Here is a 26143-nt window from a genome sequence, read left to right as displayed (position 1 = left end):
TCAGACGGCGGCAATAACTGTGTCATGTTTGAACCGACCCCACAGGGGTGGAAGGTCCTCGGGAACCGGCCGGTACTGGCCGATCTCGGACCAGCCGCCTGGGCCATGAAAATCACTGCCGGCGCTGACCAGCAGACCGAACTCACGGGCAAGGATTGCCAGGCTGCCGACCTGTTCCGCAGGCTGATGGCCATTGACCACCTCGATCGCATGCCCGCCTGCTTGAATATAGTCGGCAATCAGCTTTCGGCGCTTGCTGCGGGTGAAATCGTAGTGCCACGGATGCGCCAGACTGACCCAGGCACCAGCAGCGCGCAGTGTGCCAACGGTGTCTTCCAGGGTCGGCCAGTGCAATTTGACGTCGCCCAGCTTGCCGGCGCCGAGCCACTTGCGGAACGCCTCGGCGCGATCCTTTACAAAACCTTCACGCACCATCCAGTCAGCGAAATGCGGCCTGGCCGGGGCGTTGCCGCTATCGCCCAGCTCCTGCTGGATCTTCCGGGCGCCGTCAAGGGCGCCGGGCATGCCCTTGAGGGCGAGTTTGCGGCTTATCTCTTCCGACCGCAGCCAGCGGCCATCGTGCAATTTGGCAATCGCCTCGACCAACGGCGCGGCGTTAACGTCGAAGCCGTAACCCAGCACATGAATGGTCGCCCCGCCCCAAGTGCAGGACAATTCCACGCCATTGACCAGTTGCATGCCCAATTCGTTGGCGGCCGTGCGCGCTTCGGCGAGGCCTTCAAGGGTGTCGTGGTCGGTCAACGCCAGGACTCGCACGCCGTTCTCGAACGCTCGCGCAACCAGAACCGCAGGCGCCAGGGCGCCATCGGAGGCCGTGCTATGGCAGTGCAAATCAACATTCACGGGGAGTTGTAACCTCAAATCAGCTGGCGCTATCGCGCGCCCATATGTTTGTTATTATGCCGCCACATCCGGCATCTGGCTCTCACTGTGAAACAATTCATCGATTTCATCCCGCTTCTGCTGTTCTTCATCGTCTACAAACTCGATCCCCGCACCGTCGACGTCGCCGGCCATGAGTTGACTGTAGGCGGTATTTACAGCGCCACCGCAATGCTGATCATCAGCTCTCTGGTGGTGTACGGCGCACTGTTCATCAAACAGCGCAAGCTGGAAAAGAGCCAATGGCTGACCCTGATCGCCTGCCTCGTGTTCGGCAGTCTGACCCTGGCCTTCCACAGCGAGACCTTCCTCAAATGGAAAGCCCCGGTGGTCAACTGGCTGTTCGCTCTGGCCTTCATCGGCAGTCACTTCATCGGTGACCGCCTGCTGATCAAACGAATCATGGGCCACGCGCTGACCCTGCCGGATCCGGTCTGGACACGCCTGAACATCGCCTGGATCGTCTTTTTCCTGTTCTGCGGGGCCGCCAACCTGTTCGTCGCCTTCACCTTCCAGAGTTACTGGGTCGATTTCAAGGTGTTCGGCAGCCTGGGCATGACCGTGCTGTTCCTGGTCGCACAGGGCATTTACCTGTCCCGTCACCTGCACGACACCGATACCACAACACCAAAAACCGAGGACTGACATGCTCTACGCAATCATTGCCACCGACGTCGCCAACTCGCTGGAAGCGCGCCTGGCTGCGCGCCCTGCGCATCTGGAACGTCTGCAAGTGCTCAAGGGCGAAGGCCGCATCGTCTTGGCCGGCCCGCATCCGGCCGTCGACAGCAATGATCCGGGCGCAGCGGGCTTCACCGGCAGCCTGATCGTCGCCGAATTCGACTCCCTGAGCGCCGCGCAAGCATGGGCTGACGCCGATCCGTACATCGCCGCTGGCGTCTACGCCAATGTGCTCGTCAAGCCGTTCAAGCAAGTCCTGCCGTAACGCTTTCCCCACGCGATGAACCTTCTCGGTTCATCGCGTTCTCAATCGCTCATTATTCTCGTTTGCCTGCCGACAACCTGCCCAATATCCATTTGGAAGCAGGTGTCGCGATGCGCAAGGGTCCGTTGTGTCTGATGTTGGTCACGTTGTCGATCATGGCGCCCGCCCATGGTGAGGAAACTACCGAAGGCGGTAACTCCACGCCGCTGTCATTGAGTGCCGGCAGTCAGATCACCGAGTTGCAGCAGCGCCTCAAGGCCAGCGAGCAGCAGCGAGAAGAATTGAACAAACAACTGCAAAATGCCGACAACACACGCGAAAGCGCTCAGCTCGCCCGGCTACGCCAAGAGAACCAGCGCCTCAAGCTGCAACTCAAGGAAGCCCAGGCCAGCCCGCTGCCGCGCCTGTTGACCGATCAGCAGCAGTGGTTCGTTACCGGGGCCGGGGTAGCGCTATTGGCGCTGCTCTGCGGTATCTTTGCCAGTGGTGCAAGCCGAAAACGTCGGCAATGGTTAAATTGAGTGAGTCATGAGCGAGCTGTTACTGATTGATGATGACCAGGAGTTGTGTGAACTCCTGAGCAGTTGGCTGAGCCAGGAAGGCTTTCAGGTGCGTGCTTGCCACGATGGTCAGAGCGCCCGCAAGGCACTGGCGGAAACCGCCCCGGCGGCGGTGGTGCTGGACGTGATGCTGCCCGACGGCAGCGGTCTGGAACTGCTCAAGCAACTGCGCAACGATCACGCCGATCTGCCGGTGCTGATGCTATCGGCACGCGGCGAACCGCTGGATCGTATCCTCGGCCTGGAACTGGGCGCCGACGATTACCTGGCCAAACCCTGCGATCCCCGTGAACTGACCGCTCGCTTGCGCGCCGTATTGCGCCGCAGTCATCCGGCCGCGGTGTCGACGCAACTCGAGTTGGGCGACCTGAGTTTCAGCCCGGTGCGCGGTGTGGTCAGCATCGATGAGAAAGAACTGACGCTGACCGTTTCCGAAAGCCGTCTGCTCGAAGCCTTGCTAAAGCAACCCGGCGAGCCGCTGGACAAACAGGAACTGGCGCAACTCGCCCTCGGCCGCAAGCTGACCCTGTACGACCGCAGCCTCGACATGCACGTCAGCAACCTGCGTAAAAAGATCGGCCCCCACCCGGACGGTCGCCCGCGCATCGTCGCCCTGCGCAGCCGCGGCTATTACTACAGCCTGTAAATACCCATCTGTGGCGAGGGAGCTTGCTCCCTCGCCACAGCGGTTTGTCAGGCTGATGGCAAAGCGTCTTTACCCAAGCTTTACGCAGCGCTGACCGCCGCTGACCTTGATCTCCGTAATCTGCACACATCCGGAACGTACCGGGAACGAGACAAGGAGATACACCATGCGCAAGACTCTTATCGCTCTGATGTTCGCTGCCGCTCTGCCAACCGTCGCCATGGCCATGCCACAGGATGGCGGCCCGATGGGTGGCCCGCTCGACGGCCCACGCCACGGCGGTCAGATGCACGGCATGCACGGCAAAGGCCCGTACAGCCAACTCGACCTGTCCCGCGAACAGCGTGAACAGATCCGCAAGATCATGGGCGAGCAGATGCACGAGCGTAAGCAAGTGGTCGACAAGTACCTGGAAAAACTTTCGCCAGCTGACCAGAAAGCCCTGAAAGACGAAATGGCCGCTAACCATAAGGAAGCCGAAGCCGATGTGCGTGCGGTATTGAAACCGGATCAACAGAAGAAATTCGACGAGATCCAGAAGAAACAAGCCGAGCGCCGCGCCGAATGGGCCGAGTTCAAGGCGTGGAAAGCGCAGCAGCCGCAAAAGGCGCAATAATGTTCTAACCCAGGCCCGACGGTTAAATCCGTCGGGTCTTTTGTTTTCGATCTAATGTTGAGGCCTGGTGGCGAGGGGATTTATCCCCGATCGGCTGCGAAGCAGTCGCAAAATCAGCGGATGCAATGTATCTGGCAATCCGCATTCGCAGGTTTTGGGACCGCTACGCGTCCCATCGGGGATAAATCCCCTCACCACAGGGCTTCCAACATGGACTGTGTTTGATTGAGGATTTTCTGTGCGTTCATTGTTCTGGCGTATTCTCGCAAGCTTCTGGCTGGCCATTGCTCTGGTGGCAGGGCTTTCGATTCTGCTCGGGCACATGCTCAATCAGGACGCGTGGATCCTCAGCCGCCATCCGGGCCTCAACACGTTGGCCTCCGAGTGGACGCAGACCTACGAAGCGCAAGGCGAAGAAGCCGCCCAGGACATCCTCGAACAACGCAAACGCCAGTATCACATCGACGTTCAGGTGCTCAACGAAAGCGGCGACCCGGTGGTACGCGGCACCTTCCCCCGCCGCGCCGCCGCCTTCGAAGCACGCCAGAACAACGATGACCGCCGCCTGCCATGGCGCCGCCTCACAGACGAGTTCACCAGTGACAAAACCGGCGACACTTACCTGTTCATTTACCGCATCCCGCACCCGGAACTCGACGCATGGCATCGCGATAGCCTGCTCTGGCCGTTGAGTGCGCTGGGCATCGCGCTGGTGGTGCTGACCCTGTTCAGTCTGCTGGTGACCTTTTCCATCACCCGCCCACTCAGCCGTTTGCGCGGCGCGGTGCATGATCTGGGGCAGACGACTTATCAGCAAAACAGCCTGGCGAAACTGGCCAACCGTCGCGATGAGTTCGGCGTACTGGCCACCGATTTCAACCGCATGGGTGCGCGTCTGCAAAGCCTGATCGGCAGTCAGCGCCAACTATTGCGCGATGTCTCACACGAACTGCGTTCGCCGCTGGCGCGGTTGCGTATCGCCTTGGCGCTGGCCGAACGCGCCAACCCTGAAGAGCGCGAAAAACTCTGGCCACGCCTGACCCGCGAGTGTGATCGGCTCGAAGCGTTGATCAGTGAAATTCTGGTGCTGGCGCGGGTCGATGCCGACAATGCCAGTGCTGAAGAAGTGGATCTGAATGCGCTGCTGGGTACCCTGCAAAAAGACGCGCAGCTTGGCTCGCCGGAGCAGACGGTACGCCTGGAAGCCGAGCCGCAACTGAACCTCAAAGGCTGGCCGACGATGATTGAGCGGGCCATCGACAACCTGCTGCGCAATGCTCAGCGTTTCAACCCTGAGGACCAGGCCATTGAAATGCAGGCATCGCGTCAAGGCGAAAAAATTATCGTGAGCGTGCGCGATCATGGGCCCGGGGTGCAGGAAGAGCATCTGAAGCAGTTGGGCGAACCGTTTTATCGGGCGCCGGGGCAGACTGCCGCCGGGCATGGTTTGGGATTGGCGATTGCGCGAAGGGCGGCGGAGCGGCATGGCGGCAGTCTGACGCTGGCCAATCATCCGCAGGGCGGGTTTATTGCCAGCCTGGAATTGCCGCTGGTGCCAGGCGCGGTGGTGCAACCCTAAGAGCCGCCCTCACCCCAACCCTCTCCCGGAGGGAGAGGGAGCCGACCGCAGTGTGTTGCGTCATACATCGACCTGAAAAACCGAGTTGATTATGGATTCGGAGGCCTAATCAACTTTGAATTCGACTTAAACCGAAGTCGATTCTGGATTCCACGAAGATCGCCCACGTCGGCGTACCTCTTGAGCCCCCCCCAATCAATCCCCTCTCCCTCCGGGAGAGGGTTAGGCGGGCGGCGTTCCGATGAGGGGCTTTTGATCTTCAGGCTTTACCAGGCCAGGCGCTGACAAACTCGGCCAGATCAGCTTTCTCCGCCACACGCGGTTCTTTCTGCGGAGTGCCGAGGTAAAGGAAAGCAATCACCTCTTCACCCTCGGTCAAGCCCAAACCCTGCGCCACATGCCTGGAATACGCCAAATCACCCGTACGCCACACCGCACCAATCCCCTGCGCATACGCCGCCAGCAAAATCCCGTGCGCCGCACACCCGGCCGCGAGCAATTGCTCAGCCTTCGGATACTTGACGTGTTCCTGCAATCTGGCGATCACCACAACCACCAGCGGCGCACGCAGCGGGCCGTTGCGGGCCTTGTCGATCATTGCTTCGGTGACTTCGCCTTCCTGCATTTGCGCAGCTTCAGCCAGCAACTCGCCCATCTGCTCACGCGCTGCGCCTTCGACCGTCAGGAAGCGATACGGCTGCAAATGCCCGTGATCCGGCGCGCGCAACGCTGCGCCAAACAGCGCTTCGCGCTGCTCGGCAGTGGGGGCCGGTTCGACCAGGCGGGGAACGGAAACACGGTTGAGCAAAGCGTCGAGAGCCTGCATCGGCCACCTCCTGAGAAAAATGTGCGGCTATTCTAGCTGCATCTGCCAACGGGATGCCGGTTTACATGCCCTGTCCCACGGGTAGAATGGCGCCCTTCTTACATCAGCCCGAGCGGACTTCATGGCGTTGCCGACCTTACGGATCATTGGTTTCATCATCGGCATCTTCCTGATCACCCTGGCCGTCGCCATGGTTGTGCCCATGGCCACCCTGGTGATTTTCGAGCGCACCAGCGACCTGCCATCGTTCCTCTGGGCGAGCATGATTACCTTCGTCGCCGGTCTTGCGCTGGTGATTCCCGGCAGGCCCGAACACATTCACCTGCGCCCGCGTGACATGTATTTGCTGACTGTCAGCAGTTGGCTGGTGGTGTGTATTTTCGCCGCGCTGCCGTTTCTGCTGACCCAGCACATCAGCTACACCGATTCGTTCTTCGAAAGCATGTCCGGCATCACCGCCACCGGCTCGACCGTGCTCAACGGCCTCGACACCATGTCCCCCGGCATCCTGATGTGGCGCTCGCTGCTGCACTGGATCGGTGGCATCGGCTTTATCGGTATGGCGGTGGCGATTCTGCCGCTGCTGCGCATCGGTGGCATGCGCCTGTTCCAGACCGAATCCTCGGACCGTTCGGAAAAGGTCATGCCCCGCTCGCACATGGTGGCGCGGCTGATCGTGGCGGCGTATGTCGGCATCACCATCCTCGGCAGCCTGGCGTTCTGGTGGGCCGGGATGAGCCCGTTCGATGCGATCAACCACGCGATGTCGGCGATTTCCACCGGTGGTTTCTCGACGTCCGACCAGTCGTTGGCCAAGTGGACACAACCGGCGGTGCACTGGGTCGCGGTGGTGGTGATGATTCTCGGCAGCCTGCCGTTCACCCTGTACGTGGCGACGTTGCGCGGCAACCGCAAAGCGTTGATCAAGGATCAACAAGTGCAGGGCTTGCTCGGCATGTTGCTGGTGACCTGGCTGGTGCTCGGCACCTGGTATTGGTGGACGACCAATCTGCATTGGTTGGATGCGTTGCGGCATGTGGCGCTGAACGTGACGTCAGTCGTCACCACCACTGGTTTCGCCCTCGGCGACTACAGCCTGTGGGGCAACTTCTCGCTGATGCTGTTTTTCTATCTGGGCTTCGTCGGCGGCTGCTCCGGTTCGACGGCGGGCGGGATCAAGATCTTCCGCTTCCAGGTCGCGTACATCCTGCTCAAGGCCAACCTTAACCAACTGATTCACCCGCGTGCGGTGATCAAGCAGAAGTACAACGGTCACCGCCTCGATGAAGAGATCGTGCGTTCGATTCTGACTTTTTCGTTTTTCTTTGCGATCACCATCTGCGTTATCGCCCTGTTGCTGTCGCTGCTCGGCGTCGACTGGATGACCGCACTGACCGGCGCTGCCAGTACCGTGTCCGGCGTCGGCCCGGGTCTGGGCGAAACCATCGGTCCGGCGGGCAACTTTGCCACCCTGCCGGACGCGGCCAAGTGGATCCTGTCGTTCGGCATGCTGCTTGGCCGACTGGAAATCATTACGGTGTTTGTGCTGTGTATTCCGGCCTTTTGGCGTCACTGATCACATTCGGCGCCTGCAACAGCCGCGCCCGGTAATCACCGGGCGTTGTGTCGAACCAGCGACGGAAGGCGCGGAAGAAGTTGCTCGGATCGGCAAAACCCAACAGATAGGCGATTTCCAGCAACGTCATGCTCGGTTGCGCCAGATACTGCTCGGCCAATTCGCGGCGGGTGTCATCGAGCAGTTGCTGAAAGCTTGTGCCCTCCTCCTGCAACCGGCGCTGCAAGGTGCGCTGCGACAGGTGCAAAGTCTGCGCAACGGTGTCGCGCTTGGGTTCGCCCTGAGGCAGTAAACGGCACAGCACCTGCCGCGCCTTGTGGGTCACGCGACTTTCGGAAAACCGCGCCAGGTACTCCCCGGCAAAACGGTCATGCAGCAACGCCATCGCCTCATTGGCCGTGGGCAGCGGCGCTTCCATGTCGGCGCGCTCGAAGATCAACGCGTCGTACGGCGCATTGAACATCAGCGGTGCATGGAAAGCCTGTTTGTAAGGTTGCAGATCTTCCGGTTCATCGCCTTGCACCAACACTTTGACCGGGTGCAGCGTGCGCCCGGTCAACCAGCCACACAGGCCCAAAGCGCAGGCCAGCGAAGCCTCGGCACTTTGCCGGGTCGGCGGCAGATGGTCGCCGTGCACCGTCAGGATCAGCGCGTAACCGTCCTCGATCAGACGAAAACTCAGGTCGGCGCTTTCGGCAATAATGCGCTGATAACGCACCAGTCGCTGGAAACCTTCGGCGAGGGTGTTGCTGGACATCAGCGCATAACCGGCGACATGGAACGACGCCGGGCGCACCACTTTGCCCATGTTCAGGCCGATCGCCGGGTTGCCGGACAACTCGACCGCCCGTTGCCAGAGTCGGGTCATGGAATCTTGCGGAAAACGCGCATCCGGATCATCCAGGGCCGAATAATCGAGCCCCAGTTGCTTGAACAGTACCCGGCAATCCAGGCCGTCCATCTCCAGTGCTTTGACAATCCCCATCGCCCAGCTTGCAGAAGTTGTTCGTTCGCTCATGGCGTTATTCTTTTACATGAGGGGCCGCATGCTACGGCCTGATTTGCGAAGGATACTAAAGTGGCGCCGATTGTCACTGGCCCACGCCAATGATCACTCTAGACTCAAATAAGCTACCCGCAGAACAACTCGTCGCCAGAACAATAACCACAGAGATCGCGGTCGTGGAAAACATCAAGCATTTCAACAGCTTCGCCGAGTTCTATCCGTATTACCTCAGCGAACACAGCAACAGTACCTGTCGTCGATTGCATTTCATCGGCACGACACTGGTAATTTTCATTCTCGCCATGACCATCGCCAAGGGCGCTTGGCTGCTGTTGCTGGCCCTGCCGCTGGCCGGTTACAGCTTCGCCTGGGTCGGGCATTTCTTCTTTGAAAAGAACCGTCCGGCGACGTTTCAGCATCCGCTGTACAGCCTGCTCGGCGACTTCGTCATGTATCGCGACATGATCCTCGGTCGCGTGGCCTTCTGAAAAAACAACACTGAGGATGGCCGATGAACGCCAGCGCCCGTTTCACCCATATGCAGGATGGCACCCAGGAAGACTGGGCGATCATCGCTGCGGATTTCAGTGCCTATGCCAAGCAATTGCCGTCACGGATCATGACCCACCTGAAATTGCTCGAAGGCGATTTCGGCGGTTTCCCGGTGGACCGCCTGACCCATTCGCTGCAAACCGCCACCCGCGCCTTTCGCGACGGGCGTGACGAGGAATACGTGGTCTGCGCATTGCTGCACGACATTGGCGACACTTTGGGCTCGTATAACCATCCGGATATTGCGGCGGCGATCCTCAAGCCGTTCGTCAGTGCCGAGAATCTGTGGATGGTCGAGAAGCATGGGGTGTTTCAGGGTTATTACTTCTTTCATCATCTGGGCATGGATCGGCACTTGCGCGAGCAGTTCAAAGAGCACCCGCAGTTTCAGGCGACCGCCGAGTTTTGCGCCAAATACGACGCGGCGGCGTTTGACCCGACGTATGACACGCTGCCGTTGAGCTTCTTTGAACCGATGCTGGAAAGGCTGTTTGCGCAGCCGAAGAACTCGATCTACAAGGCTGCCATGGAAGAACACAGCCCAGCTTGATGTTGCCTGTTCCGGCCTCATCGCTGGCAAGCCAGCTCCCACATGGGTTTGTGGCGTTCATAAAACCTGTGGGAGCTGGCTTGCCAGCGATGGGGCCCTCTCAAACACTCGAGAATTCAGGCAACCTCAACGACTTTGGCAGCCTTGAGTTCCGCCTCACGCGCCTGCGCATCCGCCAGCCGATACAGCTCGATCGTGCCATCCCAATGCTCGATCAGCGCCGTGCACGACTCCACCCAATCGCCGCAATTGAGGTAATCCACCTCACCGACCTTGCGAATCTCGGCATGGTGAATGTGTCCGCACACCACACCGTGCAGTTCGCGCTTCACGCATTCATGGGCGATGGCTTCTTCAAAATCGCTGATAAAACTCACCGCGGTCTTCACCTTGTGCTTCAGATACGCCGACAACGACCAGTAACCGTAGCCATAACGGGCGCGCCAGTGGTTGAGCCAGCGATTGAGCGTCAAGGTGAACTCGTAGGCGGAGTCGCCGAGAAAAGCCAGCCAGCGGTGATAACGGGTAATCACATCAAACTGGTCGCCATGAATCACCAGCAAGTGCCGACCGTCCGCCGTGACGTGCACCGCCTCGTCGACCAACTGAATGTTACCCAGAATCAGTTTCGAATACCGGCGCAGGAATTCATCGTGGTTGCCGGTGACATAGATCACCTCGGTGCCGCGCTTGCTCATGGTCAGCAAGCGGCGAATCACGTTGGTGTGCGCCTGCGGCCAATACATGCCACCGCGCAGTTTCCAGCCGTCGATGATGTCGCCGACCAGGTAGATCTTGTCGGCATGGTAGCCCTTGAGAAATTGCGACAAGTGCTCGGCCTGGCAATCCCGCGTGCCCAGGTGCACGTCGGAAATCCACAAGGTGCGCACCCGTTGTTTACGACTGGGTCTGGCGAGCTCGGCGCTGGTCATGGGCAACCCTCTGCGATGTTTTCGCCAGAGTGCGCCCGTCCGGTTAATCGACCATGACAGGCGCGAGTCATTCCTGTGACAGCGCATCCCGGTTGCGTCGGTGTAGACTGGCTGCCTGCCCGGAGACTTGCCATGCGACCGATTCTCACCCTGCGTCAGTACACCCACGACTTGATCGTTCACAGCCACGAGCATGCCCAATTGGTGTTCGGTCTGTCCGGTGCGCTGGATTTCGAGGTCGAGGGCTGCGGCAGCCAGGTGCGGCAGCAGAGTTTCGTGGTTATCCCTTCCGGCGCCCATCACGCCTGCGGCAGTCCGCAGGGCAGTCGCTGTCTGGTGCTGGATATTCCTGACGGGCAATGGCTTGCCGATTCACTCGGTGATCATGCCGAGGCCAGCCGCCGCTTGCTCGACACTCCTGCTCGTCTGTCGCTGGATGGCGGGCAAAGCCAATTGGTCAGTTGGCTGGCGCACAGTCCGGTCAGCGACCCGCTGATTGCCCAGCAAGGTGCGGTGTTGCTGCTGGCCAGCCTCAATCATGCGCAACCGGTCGAATGCGCCGCCCGGCGCCTGCCCTATGCGGCACTGGATGCGCACATCGAACAGAACGCCGCTTACCCCTTGCAGGTCGCCGATCTGGCGCGGGTTGCCGGGTTGTCCAGCGCGCGTCTGCATGCACGTTTCATGGCCGAATGCGGGCAGACGCCGATGGATTACATTCGCAGTCGACGGCTGCGTCTGGCTGTGCAACTGCTGCGCGACACCGCATTGCCGATAGGTGAAATCGCCAGTCGCGTCGGTTACAGCTCGCAGAGTGCCTTTTCAGCCGCGGTCCTACGTGAGTTCGGCTCATCACCCGGCCAGCTTCGGCGCGATTCCTGCGACAAAAGACGATAGTCTGCCGACAGACTTATTGGCCTGAACGCGCTTCAATGAGCCTACGGGTTGATCGTTCCCATGCTCTGCGTGGGAATGCAGCCCGTGACGCTCCGCGTTACTGGACGCAGAGCGTCCCTAGAGGCATACCCACGCAGAGCGTGGGAACGATCAACGGTTCAATGTAGGTTGAATTTGCGTTAATAGAAGGATTGCAATGACTCCGCGTACCGCCCTTGGCGCCCTGCATATCGGTGCTCTGATGTTCGGCCTAACCGGTGTGTTCGGCAAACTCGCCGCCGCTTCCCCCGCTGTTATCGTGTTCGGACGAGCCGCTTTCGCTGTACTCGCCCTGGGATTTTTCGCCCGTTTCGCCAGTCAGCACGGCTGGCAAAAACTGCAAGCCGTGGACTGGCGCCGTCTCGCCCTCAGCGGCGTTTTGCTGGCCGGGCACTGGGTGAGCTTTTTCATCGCGGTGAAGGTGGCCGGCGTAGCTATCGCCACTCTGGGTTTTGCCAGTTTTCCGGCATTCACGGTGATTCTGGAAGGGCTGATTTTCCGCGAGCGCATCCGCGCCAATGAAATCGTACTGGTGGTGCTGGTCAGCGTCGGCCTGATCCTGGTGACCCCGGCGTTCGATCTGGCCAGCGGCGCGACCACGGGTTTGCTCTGGGCGGTGTTGTCGGGCCTGTTGTTCGCGCTGCTGTCGCTGACCAACCGCGCCAGCTCCGGGCGCATTCCGGCGGTGCAGGCGGCGCTGTGTCAGAACGTGGTGGTGGCGCTGTGTCTGCTGCCGGTTGCGGCACCGCAACTCAGTGAGGTGCGCGCGCTGGACTGGTTGTGGATCGCCCTGCTCGGCGTGTTTTGCACCGGCGTCGCCCATAGCCTGTTCGTTGCCAGCCTGGCCGTGATCAAGGCGCGCACCGCCGCAGTGGTGTTCGCCATGGAGCCGGTCTACGGCATCACCGTCGCCTGGCTGTTGTTCAACGAAAATCCGACGCTACGGATGTTGATGGGCGGCGCACTGATTATCGTCGCCATCGTAGTGTCCGCGCGGATGTCCGGCAGCACCAACAAGAACACCGTTGCCGCCGAGGCCGCGTCTCACTGAGTACGGTCGTTGTGGCCGAGGTCGCGGTCAGGATCGATCTGATCGCGCACCCGCTGCTTCAGCACTTTCGCCTCGGGGAAACCGCCGTCAGCCTTGCGTTCCCAGATCTGCACGCCCGCGCAGGTAATGTGGAATACGCCGCCAGTGCCCGGCACCAGCGACACTTTGCCGAGGTCATCGCCGAAGGTGCTGAGCAGTTCCTGCGCCAGCCACGCGGCGCGCAACAGCCACTGGCATTGGGTGCAATAGGTAATGACGACTTCGGCTTTTGCGGCAGACATGTTCATTGAAACTCCTGAGACGAGGGCGCCGCTATAATAGCCGGCTTTATCGCTTGCCCCGAGACTCACAATGCACCGTCTGCTGTTCTGCCTGCTGCTTGGTTTCCTTCCAATGTTGCTTTGCGCCGCTGAAGCGCCACGGCCGAAAGTTGGCCTGGTGCTGTCCGGCGGTGCCGCTCGCGGGCTCGCGCACATCGGCGTGCTCAAGGCACTGGAAGAACAAGGCATCAAGATCGATGCGATCGCCGGCACCAGCATGGGCGCAGTGATCGGCGGTCTGTATGCCTCGGGCTACAAGATCGATGAACTGGAAAAACTCGCCCTGGGTATCGACTGGCAACAGGCGCTGTCCGATGCGCCGCCCCGCGAGGACGTGCCATTCCGGCGCAAGCAGGATGACCGCGATTTTCTGGTGAAACAGAAACTCAGTTTTCGCGACGACGGCAGCCTCGGCCTGCCACTGGGGGTGATTCAGGGCCAGAACCTCGCGCTGCTGCTGGAAAGCCTGCTGGCCCACACCAGTGACACCCGGGATTTCGACAAACTGCCGATCCCGTTCCGCGCCGTGGCCACCGACATCGCCAACGGCGAGAAAGTGGTGTTCCGCAAGGGCCACCTGCCCCAGGTGATCCGCGCCAGCATGTCGATCCCGGCGGTATTCGCCCCGGTCGAACTCGATGGTCGGCTGCTGGTGGACGGCGGCATGACCGACAACATCCCGCTGGATGTGGCGCGGGAAATGGGCGTCGATATCGCCATCGTGGTCGACATCGGCACACCGCTGCGCAATCGCAAGCAACTGACCACCGTGGTCGATGTGCTTAACCAGTCGATCACCCTGATGACCCGGAGCAATTCCGAAGAACAACTGGCCGCCCTCAAACCGACTGACGTGTTGATCCAACCGGCATTGGCCAGCTTCGGCGTCACCGATTTCGGCCGCGCCCAGGAGATGATTGATGCCGGTTATCGTGCCACCCGAATCCTCGACGCCCGCCTCGCCCGACTCAAGCCGAGCGAGTCTCAGGACGCCGAACTCAACGCCGCCCGCGCCCCCGGTCAACGCACGCCCATCATCACCGCGATCAAGGTCGAGAACGACTCGAAGGTCGACGACGATGTGATCCGCTACTACATCCGTCAACACATCGGAGAGCCGCTGGATCTGGGCCGATTGCATTCAGACATGGGCACCTTGTACGGCCTCGACTACTTCGAGCAGGTGCAGTATCGCGTGGTGCACAAGGGCCAGGATCACACCTTGGTGATCAGCGCCCGGGGCAAGCGCAGCGGTACCGATTATCTGCGCGTCGGCTTGAACCTGTCGGACGACATGCGCGGCGACAGCGCCTTCAACCTCGGCGCCAGTTACCGCATCAACGGTATCAATCGCCTCGGTGCGGAATGGCTGACCCGGGCGCAGCTTGGCGACAAACAGGAACTGTACAGCGAGTTCTATCAGCCACTGGACGTCGGTTCGCGCTACTTCATTGCGCCCTCGGTGGTGTTCGAAGCACAGAACGTTGATGCCGTGCTCGACAATGATCCGATCGCCCAGTACCGCGTCGAGCGCTACGGCATGGCGCTGAATGTCGGCCGGCAAATCGGCAACAACGGTGAAGTGCGTTTCGGTGTCGGCGAGGCCTGGGGCAAGGCTGACGTGCGGATCGGCGATCAGGATCTGCCCAGCGAAAACTTCAACGAAGGTTTCTACTCGCTGAAGTATTCCTACGATTCGCTGGACAACGTTTACTACCCCCATGAAGGCAAGGACATCAGCCTGACGTTCCTGCAATTCGAGCCAAGCCTGGGTTCGGATACGCGCTATCGACAGTGGGAGTTCAAACTCGACAAGGCCATGAGCCGAGGGCCAGACACACTGATTCTCGGTGGGCGCTATGGCCGTACCCTCGACGACACCAACGTGGTGACGTCGAGTTTCCTGCTCGGCGGCGCACGGCAATTGTCGGGGTTCCGCGAGGATGCGATTTCCGGGCAGAACGTCAGTTTGATGCGCGCCGTTTATTACCGTCGACTGACACCGCGCTCGTACCTGCCGCTGGACTTCCCGCTGTATGCCGGAGCTTCGCTGGAACGTGGACGGGCGTGGAACAACGACAATGAGTTCGACAGTGGATACATCAATGCAGCGAGTGTGTTTATCGGTTTCGATACGCCGCTGGGGCCGTTGAATTTCAGTTATGGATTGAATGATGCAAATGAGCAGGCGGTTTATCTGAATCTGGGGCAGACGTTCTGATCAGGATTCAGAATGGGCGGTGCCTGTTCTATTGCCGCTCCCACAGGGATTTGTTGTGTTGTCGAGAAATGGGACACAGCAAACAACCTGTGGGAGCGGGCTTGCCCGCGATGGCGTCGTCAAGAACACCACATCAGTCAATGAACGTCTGGATCAGCGAATGCCCGCCAGAAGGGTTCGGGCGGTTTGCTTCAATGGCTCATCGCCTTCCTTGAGCAATTCATTGAGCAACTCAATCGCGCTGTCGATGTCTCCATCATCAATGCAGGTCTGTGCCTGTTCGAGCTTCCCGGCACCCGTTGCCTCCTCCGGCTCCGACATTTGCAACGCCAACGGCTCCAGCGTGAGCGATGGCGCTGGATCAGCAAACTCATCGAGAAAATCATCGTCCAGCGCTTGCGCATCCGGCTCGGGGATCCACTCAAGTTCGGCGTCCTCACTGACCGTGGTCTCCGGCAGTTCAAAGCCCTGCGGCAACACTTGCAGGCTGGAACTGAAAGCGGATTCTGCAGCGGATGGCTGAACCGGCGCCGAACGGCTGTCCTCCAGATCCCAACTGGCATCCATCGACAACTCGTCGAGATTCAACTCGAAATCATCCTCGGGTGGTGCGGGCTCAGGAACAGCGACGACGGCGGGAACTACGCTGGCGACCACAGGGGCAACTGCCGCCAACGGCGCGCTGTTCGCCAGTTTCGGATACCGGACGCGGATTTCCTGTAAGGACTGCGCGTCCACGCCAAGCGCTCGCAAATGACTTTCCTGTTGCTCGAACGCCGCGCTATCACCCTGACGCCCCAGCACTTCCAGCAATTGCAGACCCAGGTCGACACGCTCGGGCTCCTTGTGCAAGGCATCGCGCAACAACCCGGCCGCCTCGCCAAGTCGCCCATAGGCGAGGTAGATCCCCACCGCTTCCAGCACATCACCTGCCGCCGGTTCTTCTCGCTGTTCAGCTACAGCGTGAGCCGTGACGGGACGGCTATCTTCGGTTTCATCAACATCCGGCTCATTGCGCAGTGGCAACAGCGGCAGCGGTGCAACGCCTTGCAGCTGTTGCTGGCGTCGGCGGTGAACAAACAAAGCGGCCAACACGCCCAGCAAAAGCAGCAGACCACCCAGCAACGGCCAGCTCAAACCTTCATCCGTGGATTCGACGGGTGCAGCAACTGGCGTTGGCGTCGGTGTGACGACGGGCGCTGGCGGGGGCTTTTGCTGTTCGGCCAGGCGCGTTTGCAAATCACTGACCTGCTTCTTGCCGTCGGCAATCTGCACATCCTGCGCCTGCAGTTTCGCGTTCAGTTCGTCGAGAGTTTTTTGCAACTGCTGGTTCAGCAGCACGCTGGCGGCCAATTGTTCGGCCAGCGCGTCGTTGGCCGGCGTCGTTACGGGCGGTGGCGCAGCCGGTGTGTCGCGTTTGCCCTGCGCCCCCTGTGGCGGCGCAGTGACGGGTTCGACCGTGGGAAACGCCGAGGACTGTGCGCGGGGATCCGGCTCATCGGTGGCCGGCACGATACCCGGCGAGCCCGGTGGATCGATCAGCACCGTGTACTCGCGCAGCAGACGGCCGTTGGGCTGATTGAGTTGCACAAGGAAATTCAGAAAGGGTTCGTTGACCGGTTTGCTGGAGGTCACCCGGATCATCTGGCGATTGCCATGCAGGATTGGCGTGAATTTCAGGTCGCTGAGAAAGAACACCCGCTCGACCCCGGCACGGCCGAACTCGTCTGCCGTGGCCAGGCTCACCGACAGATCGCTCTGCGTCAGACCACCGACATCAAGCAGCGCGATATCGGCCTTTAGCGGCTGATTGAGCGCGGAATGAACCGTGATGTCACCCAGCCCCAGGGCCAGCGACAAGGTTGAATAGCCGACGGCGCCAGCGACCAACAGCGCTTTGGCGCTAACGCGCAGTACCACGTGCCAACTTGCGAGCATGAGCATCCCTTAAATAAGCAAAACCGACTTCTATGCGTTCGCACATCCGGTACGAACACGATATTGCCCAGTAGTTCTTATAGTCTGCCCAGCCCGATCTCTCAAAAAACCGGCACGCGGTTATGCCTCAAGATTTTTCCAGATTGGCCAGAATGTGCCCGTGAACACGCATGCACACCTTTAAATCCGCCTCATCCACGCCATCGAACAATTCATGGCGCAGTTGCGTGGCAATGGTTTCGATCTGTTCGATGAGCGGCAGGGCGGGTGCGCACAGGACGATTTTTTTCGCCCGGCGGTCTTCCATCACGGACTGGCGTTGCACCAGCCCCTGGCTTTCCAGACTATCGAGCAAGCGGGCGAGCGTCGGGCCTTCGACGCCGACGCTTTGCGCCAGCTCGCGTTGGGTGGGTGCTTCTTCGAAACGCGCCAGATGCAGCAGCACCAGCCAGCGCGCCTGAGACAGGCCGAGGCCGGCCAGGCGCCGGTCCAGCTCGGCACGCCAGCCGCGGGACATCTGGGCCAGTTGCATGCCAAAGCGGTGTTGATCGGTTAACGGCATAAAACACTCATGATTAGACTGAAGTAATAGAGAAAAACTAATTATTAGTCAGCTAAGCATGAGCTGCAGCTATAGGCAAGTGGCGGTCTGTACTGAATCGTTACAACTGTATAGCGCTTGGCGCAAACGCCATCTCACATCTCAAATTCAGATTGCAGCGCAGCCCGCACGCAGTACAGCACGCCCTCCGGCACGCGGCCGGCAAACAACTCGGCGATCTCGGCGACCGACGGCAACTCGCCCTCGCCATCGAGGAACGCGTCCTGCACTTCGCCCATCAGTTCTTCAGGCAAATCCAGGGCCTGCTCCAGCGACAACTGCTGCTTGCCAATCGCTTCGGCGAGCATGGTGTAAACGTTTTTTTCCGAGCACTGCAATTGCCCGGCGATCTGCATCGGCGTCATGCCGGCACGAGCCAGGGTGATCAACTCGTGACGCACGTCGGCCACCACTTTCGGCGCCTCGGCCTCGCCACCAAGCACTTCGAGGAAAGCATCGCCGTAACGCTCCAGCTTGCGCGCACCGACGCCGCTGACCCGGGCCATGTCCGCCAGCGAGGTTGGCTGGCTGCGGAGCATTTCCAGCAGGGTCGAATCGGGGAAGATGACGTACGGCGGCACGCCATGCTCTTCGGCGAGTTTGCGCCGCAGGGCGCGCAAGGCTTCCCACTGTTCGCGTTCCTCGCCGCGCACCAGTTGGCTGGCCGGGCTCTTGCTGGCGGTTTTGGCGGTGACTTGCGGTTTCAGGTCACGGCGCAATTCCAGGGTCACTTCGCCCTTGAGCAATGGCCGGCAGGTGTCGCTCAGGCGCAAGCCGCCATAGCCTTCATGATCGACATCGGCCAGGCCACGCGCCACCAACTGGCGGAACAACGAGCGCCATTCGCTTTCACTCAGCGCCTTGCCTACGCCATACACCGACAGATGCTGATGGCCAAAGCTGCGAACTTTTTCGTTGTCCTTGCCCAGCAGCACATCGACCAGATGGCCGACGCCGTAACGCTGACCGGTGCGATAGATCGCCGACAACGCCTGACGAGCAGGCTCGGTGGCGTCCCAGGTCTGCACGCCATCAACGCAGTTGTCGCAATGGCCGCAAGGCTCCGCCATCTCTTCATCGAAATACGCCAGCAGCGTCTGTCGGCGGCAACGGGTCTCTTCGCACAGCGAGAGCATGGCATCGAGCTTGTGCTGCTCCAGGCGCTTGTGGCGCTCGTCGCCTTCGGAGTTTTGCAGCATCTGCTTGAGCATCACCACGTCTTGCAGACCGTACGCCATCCACGCGTCCGCCGGCAGACCGTCACGGCCGCCGCGCCCGGTTTCCTGGTAATACGCCTCAAGGGATTTCGGCAGGTCGAGGTGGGCGACGAAACGCACGTTGGGTTTGTCGATACCCATGCCGAACGCCACGGTGGCGACCATGATCAGGCCTTCCTCGTTGAGGAAGCGTTTCTGGTGATAGGCGCGCAGATCGTTGGGCAGGCCTGCGTGATACGGCAGCGCCGGGAAGCCTTGCTCGCTGAGAAACGCCGCCACTTCCTCGACTTTCTTGCGCGACAGGCAATAAACGATGCCGGCGTCACTGCGGCGCTCGGCGAGAAACGCCAGCAACTGCTTGCGCGGCTGCTCCTTCGGCACGATGCGATAGAAGATGTTGGGCCGGTCGAAACTCGACAGAAAGCGCTCGGCATTCTGCAAATGCAGGCGGGTGACGATTTCTTCGCGGGTACGCTTGTCGGCGGTAGCGGTCAGGGCGATGCGCGGCACATCGGGGAACATCTCCGCCAACTGACCCAGTTGCAGGTATTCCGGACGGAAGTCGTGACCCCACTGCGAAACACAGTGTGCCTCGTCGATGGCGAACAGGGCGATGTTCAGCCCTTGCAGGAAAGACAACATGCGCGGCTGCACCAGACGTTCCGGCGCCAGATAGAGCATTTTCACTTCGCCGCGCTTGATCCGCGCGGCCAGATCACGCTGCTGCTCGGCGCTCAACGTGGAGTTCAGCGCGGCGGCGGCCACGCCCAGCTCTTCGAGGGTGGCAACTTGGTCGTCCATCAAGGCGATCAGCGGCGACACCACTACCGCCAAGCCATCGCGCAGCAACGCCGGCACCTGGAAGCACAGGGATTTGCCGCCACCGGTAGGCATCAGCACCAGCGCATCACCGCCGCTGGCCACGCGCTCAATGATTGCACCCTGACGGCCACGGAAACTGTCGTAGCCGAAGATGTCCTTGAGGACGCGTTGAGCCTGTTCGAGCATAAAAACTCCAAAAATCTACTGATACATCCCTGCTCAGGCTGGTTCAAGACAGCCAGGGCTGCTTAAACAAAACGTAAGGACGCGTTGCATGGCGGCCGCCTTACGGGCAGGGATCGCAAAACGCGGCAGTATACCCGAGCGTTCCCCGGCACAGGGTGCCGCTGATAAGACTCCGCTAGTCAACAATACGAAACCCCGTGGAAGCGGGCTTGCCCGCGATGGCCGGCACGGCAAACTTCTTCATCGACAAATACACCGCTATCGCGGGCAAGCCCGCTCCCACAGGAGTCGTTGCCCACCTTCAGTTTGTAGGCCGGCCGGCAATTGCGGCAAATCTGCCATGCGGCTGGCTTGAGCGCTCAAGAAGGCCTAGAATTCCCGCATTGTTTATTCCCCCAAGGTAGCCCCGTAATGTCCTTCGCTGAGCAACTGACCCGCCTGCAAGTCTTCCTCGATGCCGACGAGCTGCACGACGAGGCACTGGATTACGTGGCCGCTCACGGCTACCTGACCGCGCTGTCGATCTGCGCCGAAGACGTACCGGAGCGTGAATGGATCGACGCCCTGTTCGCTGAAGAGCCGCATTACAGCAGCGACGCCCAGCGCGAAGAGATCGAAGCCACCCTGATCGGCCTCAAGGCGCACATCGCCCGTCAACTCGCTTCCGACGAAGAATTCGAGCTGCCCTGCGAACTGGATCTGGGCGAAGAGCCGGACGATTCCGAACTGCGCGGCTGGTGCATCGGTTTCATGGAAGGCGTGTTCCTGCGTGAAGCGGCCTGGTTCGAAACCGCCGAAGAAGAGGTCAGCGAAATGCTCCTGCCGATCATGGTCGGTTCGGGCCTGTTCGACGAACAGCCAGAGTTCGAAGACATCGCCAAGGATGCGAACCTGATGGACGACATGATCGTGCAGATCCCGGAAGCCCTGACGGCGCTGTACCTGCTGTGCCAGGCGCCCGACGAAAAACCGGCGATCCTCAAGCCACGTCACCACTAAGATCCGGCCTATGGACAATCCCATAGGCAACCGCCCCCTGATGTTGCGCTACTGCCTGCTGGCCATCGGCTGGCTCAGCGTGGCATTGGGGGTGATCGGGATTTTCCTGCCCGTCCTCCCCACCACTCCCTTCCTGTTACTCGCGGCCGCGTGTTTCGCCCGCAGTTCTCCGCGTTTCTATCATTGGCTGGTCGAGCATCCCCGGCTTGGGCCATGGATTCGTGACTATCTCGATGGCAACGGCATTCCGCTCAAGGGCAAGGTCTACGCGATCGGGCTGATGTGGGCGAGCATTCTGTTTTCCTGCTACCTGGTGCCGCTGCCGTGGGCGCGGGGGTTCATGTTGACCAGTGCGGTTTTGGTGACGGTTTATATCTTGCGGCAGAAGACCCTGGAAAAAGACTGACTTTGCGGACTCACCCGCGCGGGCTCGACACCACGGCCACCTCAGGTCACTCGGGGCTGTCATTCAGTCAATCATTCCGATTTGTGGTCGGCCAAACCTACTCATTTTGTACTTACAGCCCAACCTTCCTCACCTGTAAAGGCTGGCAGGTTTATTCGAAAAAGCCGCTTGCTCTGTTACAGAGAAGCGGCTTTTTTTACTCCTTGACGATGTTCTGAAGATCACACCGTCGCCTCGCCAGCGCTGTCAGACCTACCAGCTATACCTCACCCCGACATTGGCCCCCCAGGGCTGCTCGATGTGCTCGCCTTTCGAGTAGTCAAAATCGGCATGCACTTGCCACTGCGCAGACATGGCCACCGCCACCCCCGCTCCGAACTCGGCCCGGGAGCCCGACAAGTCATTGTTGAACACGTTGTTGTTGACCTTCACTTCGTTGTTCGAGGCGAACTCATGAGCAATCGCCGCGCGCACGTAAGGCTGCGCGACAGCGCCGTTACCGAAACCGAAGTTACGCCCGAACGTGGCACCGGCCTTGCCGAGCAGTGAACGCATGCGATCGCCGTCGGCGTCCATGTCGTTGTCCAGCGTGTAGCGTTTGCCCTGTATCTGCACCGCCGACAATTGCGTGAAAGGCTCGATGAAGTAACCGTCAGCCAGTTTGATATGCCGACCGAATTCCGCCGAACCGCCCACACCCCAGTTGTCGTAATCGCCCTTGGTACGACTGCCGTCGCTCAGGTTGACCTTTGATTCGTTGCGAAAGCGGTTGAACTTGAGCACGCCATCAACGTAGTAACCGGTGTCGCTGTCGAGCCAGGTCACGTACGGGCCGACGTAATAGCTTTTCACCGTGCCCGAGGTGCCACGATTCAAATCCAGATCAGACTGGCTCGTGCCCGCCAGCACACCGACCAACACCTGGCTTTCACCTATCCGGGCGTCGGCGCCAAGGGACAGGCCCTGCTGCTGTTGCTGATAACCGGTTCCCGAACCGTCGGCCACGTTGTATTTGTTGCCGTAGGTGCGGATCCAGCCACCGGCCTGACCGCCGTTGAAACGCAGCTCACCCATGCGGCTGCGCAACGAGCTCAACTCGCCGTACCACACGGTGGGCGCGGTATTGAACAGTGCCAGCACTGAACGCGCGCCAGGGCTGATCACGGCGGTGGTAGGGTCAAGAAACCAGTCCCTGCCGCCTTCGCCGTTTTCTCGATTGGCCAAGCTGTAAGACCAGGTGCCGACGTCGACCACACTGTTGCCCGCCAGTGCAAACTGCGCACCATCGGTAGTGCCGGTGCGTGCCAGCGTCAATTGCTGAGGCGCCACCGCATCCAGGCCCGACGCCGCCACCGCGAGAGCAAAGTCACCCGCCGATGCGCCGACCACATTCAGGAAGTCATGCTCGCCCGTAGCAAAATCCCCCTTCATGACAAAGGTGCCATTGCCAGACAGCGCGCCGACATTCAATTGGTAATAGGTGGCGGGTGCATCTGCGGCGCCAAAGGTGACATTGCCACCATTCATGCCCAGGGCGCCGATCGAGTCGTTGCCTGTCAGCGTCCAGTTCGAATGGCTGTCGATGTTGACGCTGGCGACCTTGTCCAGGCGACCGGTGAACTGTGATTGGTTTTGCAAGGTCACGCTGGCTGAGGAACTGCCATCGACCAGCACGTCGCCGGTCATCTGGCCCTGGTCGAAAGTGAGGTTGGCGGTGCTGCCGTCCGCAATGTTGATGTTGCCTTGCAACGTGCTGTTGGCAACTGCCATGGTAACCGTTGAAGCACCTTGCACATCGAGCAGGATGTTATTGCCAGCGAGCAATTTCGAGTTGTTCAGAACATGAATATCCGCCTGCACCCCTTCCTCGACAAGAATGGCTGACGATAACCGCCCTTCAAGTGTTGCGCCATCAAGCGTCAGATCGGTCTCTGCCAACCCTTGACCACTCAGGGCCATCCGCACACCGTTGGCGTCACCACTGATTATTGTGCCGTTCGCCCGAACCGTACCTGCAAAAAATTCGATGCCGACGCTGTCCGCAAGGGTACCCGTGACTTCACCGCCATTAAGTTCGAGGGTACTCAATCCTGTAATCGCAACACCCGCTATTCCACCGCGCAGGACGCTGTCTGTCACTACGGCAGCAGAACCGGTAAGCGTTCCCACCTGGCGCCTCAGCGTCAGTGCGGCGTCATCACTGGTGAGCGTTACTCCGATCAACGTTGCCTGACTGTTCGAGAGGGTAATACCACTATTGCCATTGCGACCGGCGAAAGTGCCCCCTGTCGCATTTATTGTCGAACCGGACTGAACGAGAACTTCATAAGTACCGGCATTATGGGCGTTCAGGATACCGCCGCTGTTCACCAGGTAATTATCAGTTGGCGTGGCGTTGTCTATGCTTCGACTTTCCCCCGCCCCCACGATGGTCAATGCCATCAGGGGCGAGCTGACAAAAAACAAAGGTGAAAACATCAGAAGGGTTACTCGGCCGGCGCACAGAAAATGCCCTCTCGACTTTTTACAACTCATAATTCTCTCCGATGGTATGAGTGTTAAAAAACAGATTCTTTGATGTGAGCAGAGTAATAGGAAGTGTCACCCACAAAATGTAGGAAAAGTCTCATATTGCATGAGGTTTTATCCCGCGCTCGCGCCGAATCCGCACATCGCTTCCATTGCGAAACCCCACATCATAAAAACCTGCAGCACAAATGAAAAAGGAAGATTTGCATCTTCCTTTTTCGTTACACCGATTAACGAACAGTCGGGATCGGGCACATACCTCCGTCGCCTGTGCGGGCAATCACTTGAACTTCGTGCTTATCAGAAGTCTCAGACCGACCCTGTACTAAAGCTGAATATTCAATGCTCCCACTGCCGTCTATGATCGGTTGCAAGACGGCGTTGTAAGGTATATACACAGTGAATCCGTCTCGATGTTCTTCGTTGGCAAGTTTTTTGGTAAATTCATAAGGTGTGATTGGAACAGGATCTGTTCCATCCCAGCCCACGCCAGTCCAGGTAAACGCCAAATCCATGCCCAACTCCAAAGGCGCTCCGCCCGGAACCGTCACAACGGCTACATGTCCCTGTCCGGCAATATTTCTCAGCGACCCACAGTCCAAGTATTCGCTACTTCCAATCATGAAAGTAAAGTTGATCTTTGGCTCTGGCAAGGTGACGGGCACGACGTAAACGCTCACTGGCTGTCGAAGTGACGGGTTTGGATTATTGTCGGGCAATGCGGGATTGGTAATCTTGTAATGTACGGGAATTGCCTGACCATTACCCTGTGCAGTAATAAATGCGTGTGGAATGGTAAACGGAACCGGATCGTCGTCAACTTCACTACCAGTCACGGTATACACCCCTCCAGGAGCGGGAACAGCTACGTCCCCCCAGTAGAGTTGATAGACGTCACCAACTTCTCGAACTTTATCAATGACTGTACTCGCCGTGCCGTCCTGCCCTGCATCGACGAGCTCAAATTTATTGGGATCGCCAGTGACTGCCGCTTGAACCCTTACCACGCTCAAGTTCGGGTTGCCTGTTTCCGGATCTTCTGGATCAGGTGGCGGGGTACCAGGACGCCGAAGGTCGACCTTCACCGGCACAACCGTGTTTTCAGGATATTCCTGCGTGCTACGCCATATCGAGTAGGTGACGCTGACAGGCCTTTCCCCGAGTCCTTTGGCTTTCACATGGTGGTAAGGAACGTCGAAGATCATCGGAAAACCATCAACGGACCTTTTGCGTGGCTGAGGAATGCCATCCCACGTCAGCGCTACCTCATCCATCGCGCCAACATTGTCGTACTCGCGGATGATAACGCCCACATCAGGGTACGCATCCTTGATAGTGATGAGGTTATCGGGACCCGGCGCCTCAGGCACTTCAAGAGGCTTCAGGTTAGTGGGCTGCTGCGCCAGCAGAACCAGAACGTCCAGTTCATGTGAAGGCGGTCCTTCATTGCCAACGCGATCCTGCCATTGGTAATAAATGATTTTTTTCCCCTCACCCTCGGCTTCGATCCGGGCCTTCGTCAGTGTGACCGTCATAGCAGCGCTACCGTCGTCGGGGGCAATATAGGTGTCGACAATCGTGCCCGGGATGCTATCGCCCATATAGACACGGGCAGTATCCCCGGTTCGTCGATCGGGATGCAGCGGGATCGTCAACTCAAGATCAGGGTCGGTTGCCAATCGCTCTATTGTTATACGACCGTCCTCGTACGGAGTCGGTAATTCAATTGGCTCACCAGCGATATTTTTATTCGGCGGCTCCTTATCAATCAGAATAAATTCCGGAACTGGAAAATCATATACATCCCTGACATAGGTCAATCTATAGCTCAATGCAAACCGACCTTCTGCAGTCGTCTCAAGACTCGGCAATACCAGTTTCTGCTGAGTAGTTACCGGAGTCTTCGCTATGATGGCATCGCCCACTTCCGCGCCATTCCACAATAGTTGCAACTTTACGTCGCGATTAGGTGGAGGGACAGGATTGATATCCAGAACGTTTTCGATAATAACTTCGTTAGGAAAACCCTGCCGAGCCTTCGGTAGTTTGTTGTCATCGTCACCTGAAACATTATCCAGCAAACCCTGTAGTTTCGGTGGCGTTGGAGCGCGTGACGCCCGGGTTGCGCGGATGGCCTTCATTGCCGCCCTGCCGGGCTCGCCTTGGGTATTTTTTTCATGGACAGTCATTTTGTCACTCTCCTGATATTAAAGCAGATATTTGAA

General features: G+C 59.4%; 24 protein-coding genes. 14 read left to right on the top strand and 10 right to left on the bottom strand.

Annotated elements, in window-relative coordinates; translation table 11 throughout:
• Window positions 1-864 (bottom strand): PHP domain-containing protein, encoded by an 864-nt coding sequence (locus KI231_RS07850; protein ID WP_103305315.1) that lies wholly within the window; start codon window positions 862-864, stop codon window positions 1-3.
• Window positions 865-951: 87 nt separating this feature from the next.
• On the opposite strand from KI231_RS07850, the gene KI231_RS07845 reads away from it, so the two are divergent.
• From KI231_RS07845 to KI231_RS07820, 6 genes are all read left to right on the top strand, one after another.
• Window positions 952-1548, top strand: coding sequence for a septation protein A (locus KI231_RS07845; RefSeq protein WP_103305314.1), 597 nt, complete (start codon window positions 952-954; stop codon window positions 1546-1548).
• A 1-nt stretch (window position 1549) separates the two neighbouring features.
• Entirely contained in the window at window positions 1550-1849 is a 300-nt protein-coding gene (locus tag KI231_RS07840) for a YciI family protein (protein ID WP_007984134.1), read from the top strand.
• Between the two features lie 110 nt (window positions 1850-1959).
• Complete coding sequence (locus KI231_RS07835; protein WP_103305312.1) at window positions 1960-2370, top strand: SH3 domain-containing protein; 411 nt, start codon at window positions 1960-1962, stop codon at window positions 2368-2370.
• 7 nt (window positions 2371-2377) lie between these two features.
• A complete protein-coding gene (locus KI231_RS07830; RefSeq protein ID WP_016771129.1) occupies window positions 2378-3055 on the top strand; it encodes a response regulator transcription factor in 678 nt (225 codons plus the stop codon).
• 166 nt (window positions 3056-3221) lie between these two features.
• Window positions 3222-3671: a Spy/CpxP family protein refolding chaperone gene (locus KI231_RS07825; protein ID WP_213027904.1), complete on the top strand. Its 450-nt coding sequence runs from the start codon at window positions 3222-3224 to the stop codon at window positions 3669-3671.
• 238 nt (window positions 3672-3909) lie between these two features.
• On the top strand, window positions 3910-5250 hold the full coding sequence (locus tag KI231_RS07820) for a sensor histidine kinase (protein ID WP_213027903.1): 1341 nt from the start codon (window positions 3910-3912) through the stop codon (window positions 5248-5250).
• 259 nt (window positions 5251-5509) lie between these two features.
• On the opposite strand, the gene KI231_RS07815 is transcribed toward KI231_RS07820, so the two are convergent.
• Window positions 5510-6076 (bottom strand): nitroreductase family protein, encoded by a 567-nt coding sequence (locus KI231_RS07815; RefSeq protein ID WP_213027902.1) that lies wholly within the window; start codon window positions 6074-6076, stop codon window positions 5510-5512.
• Between the two features lie 121 nt (window positions 6077-6197).
• On the opposite strand from KI231_RS07815, the gene KI231_RS07810 reads away from it, so the two are divergent.
• Entirely contained in the window at window positions 6198-7652 is a 1455-nt protein-coding gene (locus KI231_RS07810) for a TrkH family potassium uptake protein (RefSeq protein ID WP_103305308.1), read from the top strand.
• Here KI231_RS07810 and KI231_RS07805 read toward each other — a convergent pair.
• Window positions 7609-8670, bottom strand: a complete 1062-nt coding sequence (locus KI231_RS07805) for an AraC family transcriptional regulator (protein WP_213027901.1) — start codon at window positions 8668-8670, stop codon at window positions 7609-7611. The genes KI231_RS07810 and KI231_RS07805 overlap by 44 nt on opposite strands.
• A gap of 164 nt (window positions 8671-8834) precedes the next feature.
• Here KI231_RS07805 and KI231_RS07800 point away from each other — a divergent pair, with 164 nt between their 5' ends.
• Window positions 8835-9146, top strand: coding sequence for an Mpo1-like protein (locus KI231_RS07800; protein ID WP_095187810.1), 312 nt, complete (start codon window positions 8835-8837; stop codon window positions 9144-9146).
• 23 nt (window positions 9147-9169) lie between these two features.
• Window positions 9170-9760, top strand: coding sequence for an HD domain-containing protein (locus tag KI231_RS07795; protein ID WP_213027900.1), 591 nt, complete (start codon window positions 9170-9172; stop codon window positions 9758-9760).
• 116 nt (window positions 9761-9876) lie between these two features.
• Here KI231_RS07795 and KI231_RS07790 read toward each other — a convergent pair whose 3' ends face one another.
• On the bottom strand, window positions 9877-10692 hold the full coding sequence (locus KI231_RS07790) for a UDP-2,3-diacylglucosamine diphosphatase (protein WP_103305305.1): 816 nt from the start codon (window positions 10690-10692) through the stop codon (window positions 9877-9879).
• A 132-nt stretch (window positions 10693-10824) separates the two neighbouring features.
• On the opposite strand from KI231_RS07790, the gene KI231_RS07785 reads away from it, so the two are divergent.
• A complete protein-coding gene (locus KI231_RS07785) occupies window positions 10825-11589 on the top strand; it encodes a helix-turn-helix transcriptional regulator (RefSeq protein WP_213027899.1) in 765 nt (254 codons plus the stop codon).
• A gap of 196 nt (window positions 11590-11785) precedes the next feature.
• Window positions 11786-12679: a DMT family transporter gene (locus tag KI231_RS07780; protein ID WP_103305303.1), complete on the top strand. Its 894-nt coding sequence runs from the start codon at window positions 11786-11788 to the stop codon at window positions 12677-12679.
• On the opposite strand, the gene KI231_RS07775 is transcribed toward KI231_RS07780, so the two are convergent.
• The gene (locus KI231_RS07775) at window positions 12673-12960 is read right to left on the bottom strand and encodes an Rdx family protein (RefSeq protein WP_103305382.1); all 288 of its coding nucleotides are present in this window, start codon (window positions 12958-12960) and stop codon (window positions 12673-12675) included. The genes KI231_RS07780 and KI231_RS07775 overlap by 7 nt on opposite strands.
• 70 nt (window positions 12961-13030) lie before the next feature.
• Between KI231_RS07775 and KI231_RS07770 the strand changes: the two genes are divergently transcribed.
• Window positions 13031-15220 (top strand): patatin-like phospholipase family protein, encoded by a 2190-nt coding sequence (locus tag KI231_RS07770; RefSeq protein ID WP_213027898.1) that lies wholly within the window; start codon window positions 13031-13033, stop codon window positions 15218-15220.
• A gap of 153 nt (window positions 15221-15373) precedes the next feature.
• On the opposite strand, the gene KI231_RS07765 is transcribed toward KI231_RS07770, so the two are convergent.
• The 3 genes from KI231_RS07765 to recQ form a co-directional block, all read right to left on the bottom strand.
• On the bottom strand, window positions 15374-17158 hold the full coding sequence (locus KI231_RS07765) for a motility hub landmark protein FimV (protein ID WP_213027897.1): 1785 nt from the start codon (window positions 17156-17158) through the stop codon (window positions 15374-15376).
• Between the two features lie 127 nt (window positions 17159-17285).
• A complete protein-coding gene (locus KI231_RS07760; RefSeq protein ID WP_213027896.1) occupies window positions 17286-17720 on the bottom strand; it encodes a MarR family transcriptional regulator in 435 nt (144 codons plus the stop codon).
• 134 nt (window positions 17721-17854) lie between these two features.
• Window positions 17855-19984: a DNA helicase RecQ gene (recQ, locus tag KI231_RS07755; protein WP_103305300.1), complete on the bottom strand. Its 2130-nt coding sequence runs from the start codon at window positions 19982-19984 to the stop codon at window positions 17855-17857.
• A 411-nt stretch (window positions 19985-20395) separates the two neighbouring features.
• Between recQ and KI231_RS07750 the strand changes: the two genes are divergently transcribed.
• Together KI231_RS07750 and KI231_RS07745 are read left to right on the top strand one after the other, a co-directional pair.
• Window positions 20396-20983, top strand: a complete 588-nt coding sequence (locus tag KI231_RS07750) for a UPF0149 family protein (protein WP_007919726.1) — start codon at window positions 20396-20398, stop codon at window positions 20981-20983.
• A 10-nt stretch (window positions 20984-20993) separates the two neighbouring features.
• Complete coding sequence (locus KI231_RS07745; RefSeq protein WP_213027895.1) at window positions 20994-21389, top strand: YbaN family protein; 396 nt, start codon at window positions 20994-20996, stop codon at window positions 21387-21389.
• Window positions 21390-21641: 252 nt separating this feature from the next.
• Here KI231_RS07745 and KI231_RS07740 read toward each other — a convergent pair whose 3' ends face one another.
• Window positions 21642-23477: an autotransporter outer membrane beta-barrel domain-containing protein gene (locus tag KI231_RS07740; protein ID WP_249412105.1), complete on the bottom strand. Its 1836-nt coding sequence runs from the start codon at window positions 23475-23477 to the stop codon at window positions 21642-21644.
• A gap of 671 nt (window positions 23478-24148) precedes the next feature.
• Window positions 24149-26107: a hypothetical protein gene (locus KI231_RS07735; RefSeq protein WP_213027893.1), complete on the bottom strand. Its 1959-nt coding sequence runs from the start codon at window positions 26105-26107 to the stop codon at window positions 24149-24151.
• Window positions 26108-26143 lie beyond the last annotated feature (36 nt).

The sequence above is a fragment of the Pseudomonas sp. Seg1 genome, from assembly GCF_018326005.1.
GTDB lineage: Bacteria > Pseudomonadota > Gammaproteobacteria > Pseudomonadales > Pseudomonadaceae > Aquipseudomonas.
This window is presented reverse-complemented; position numbering and strand designations above follow the sequence as displayed.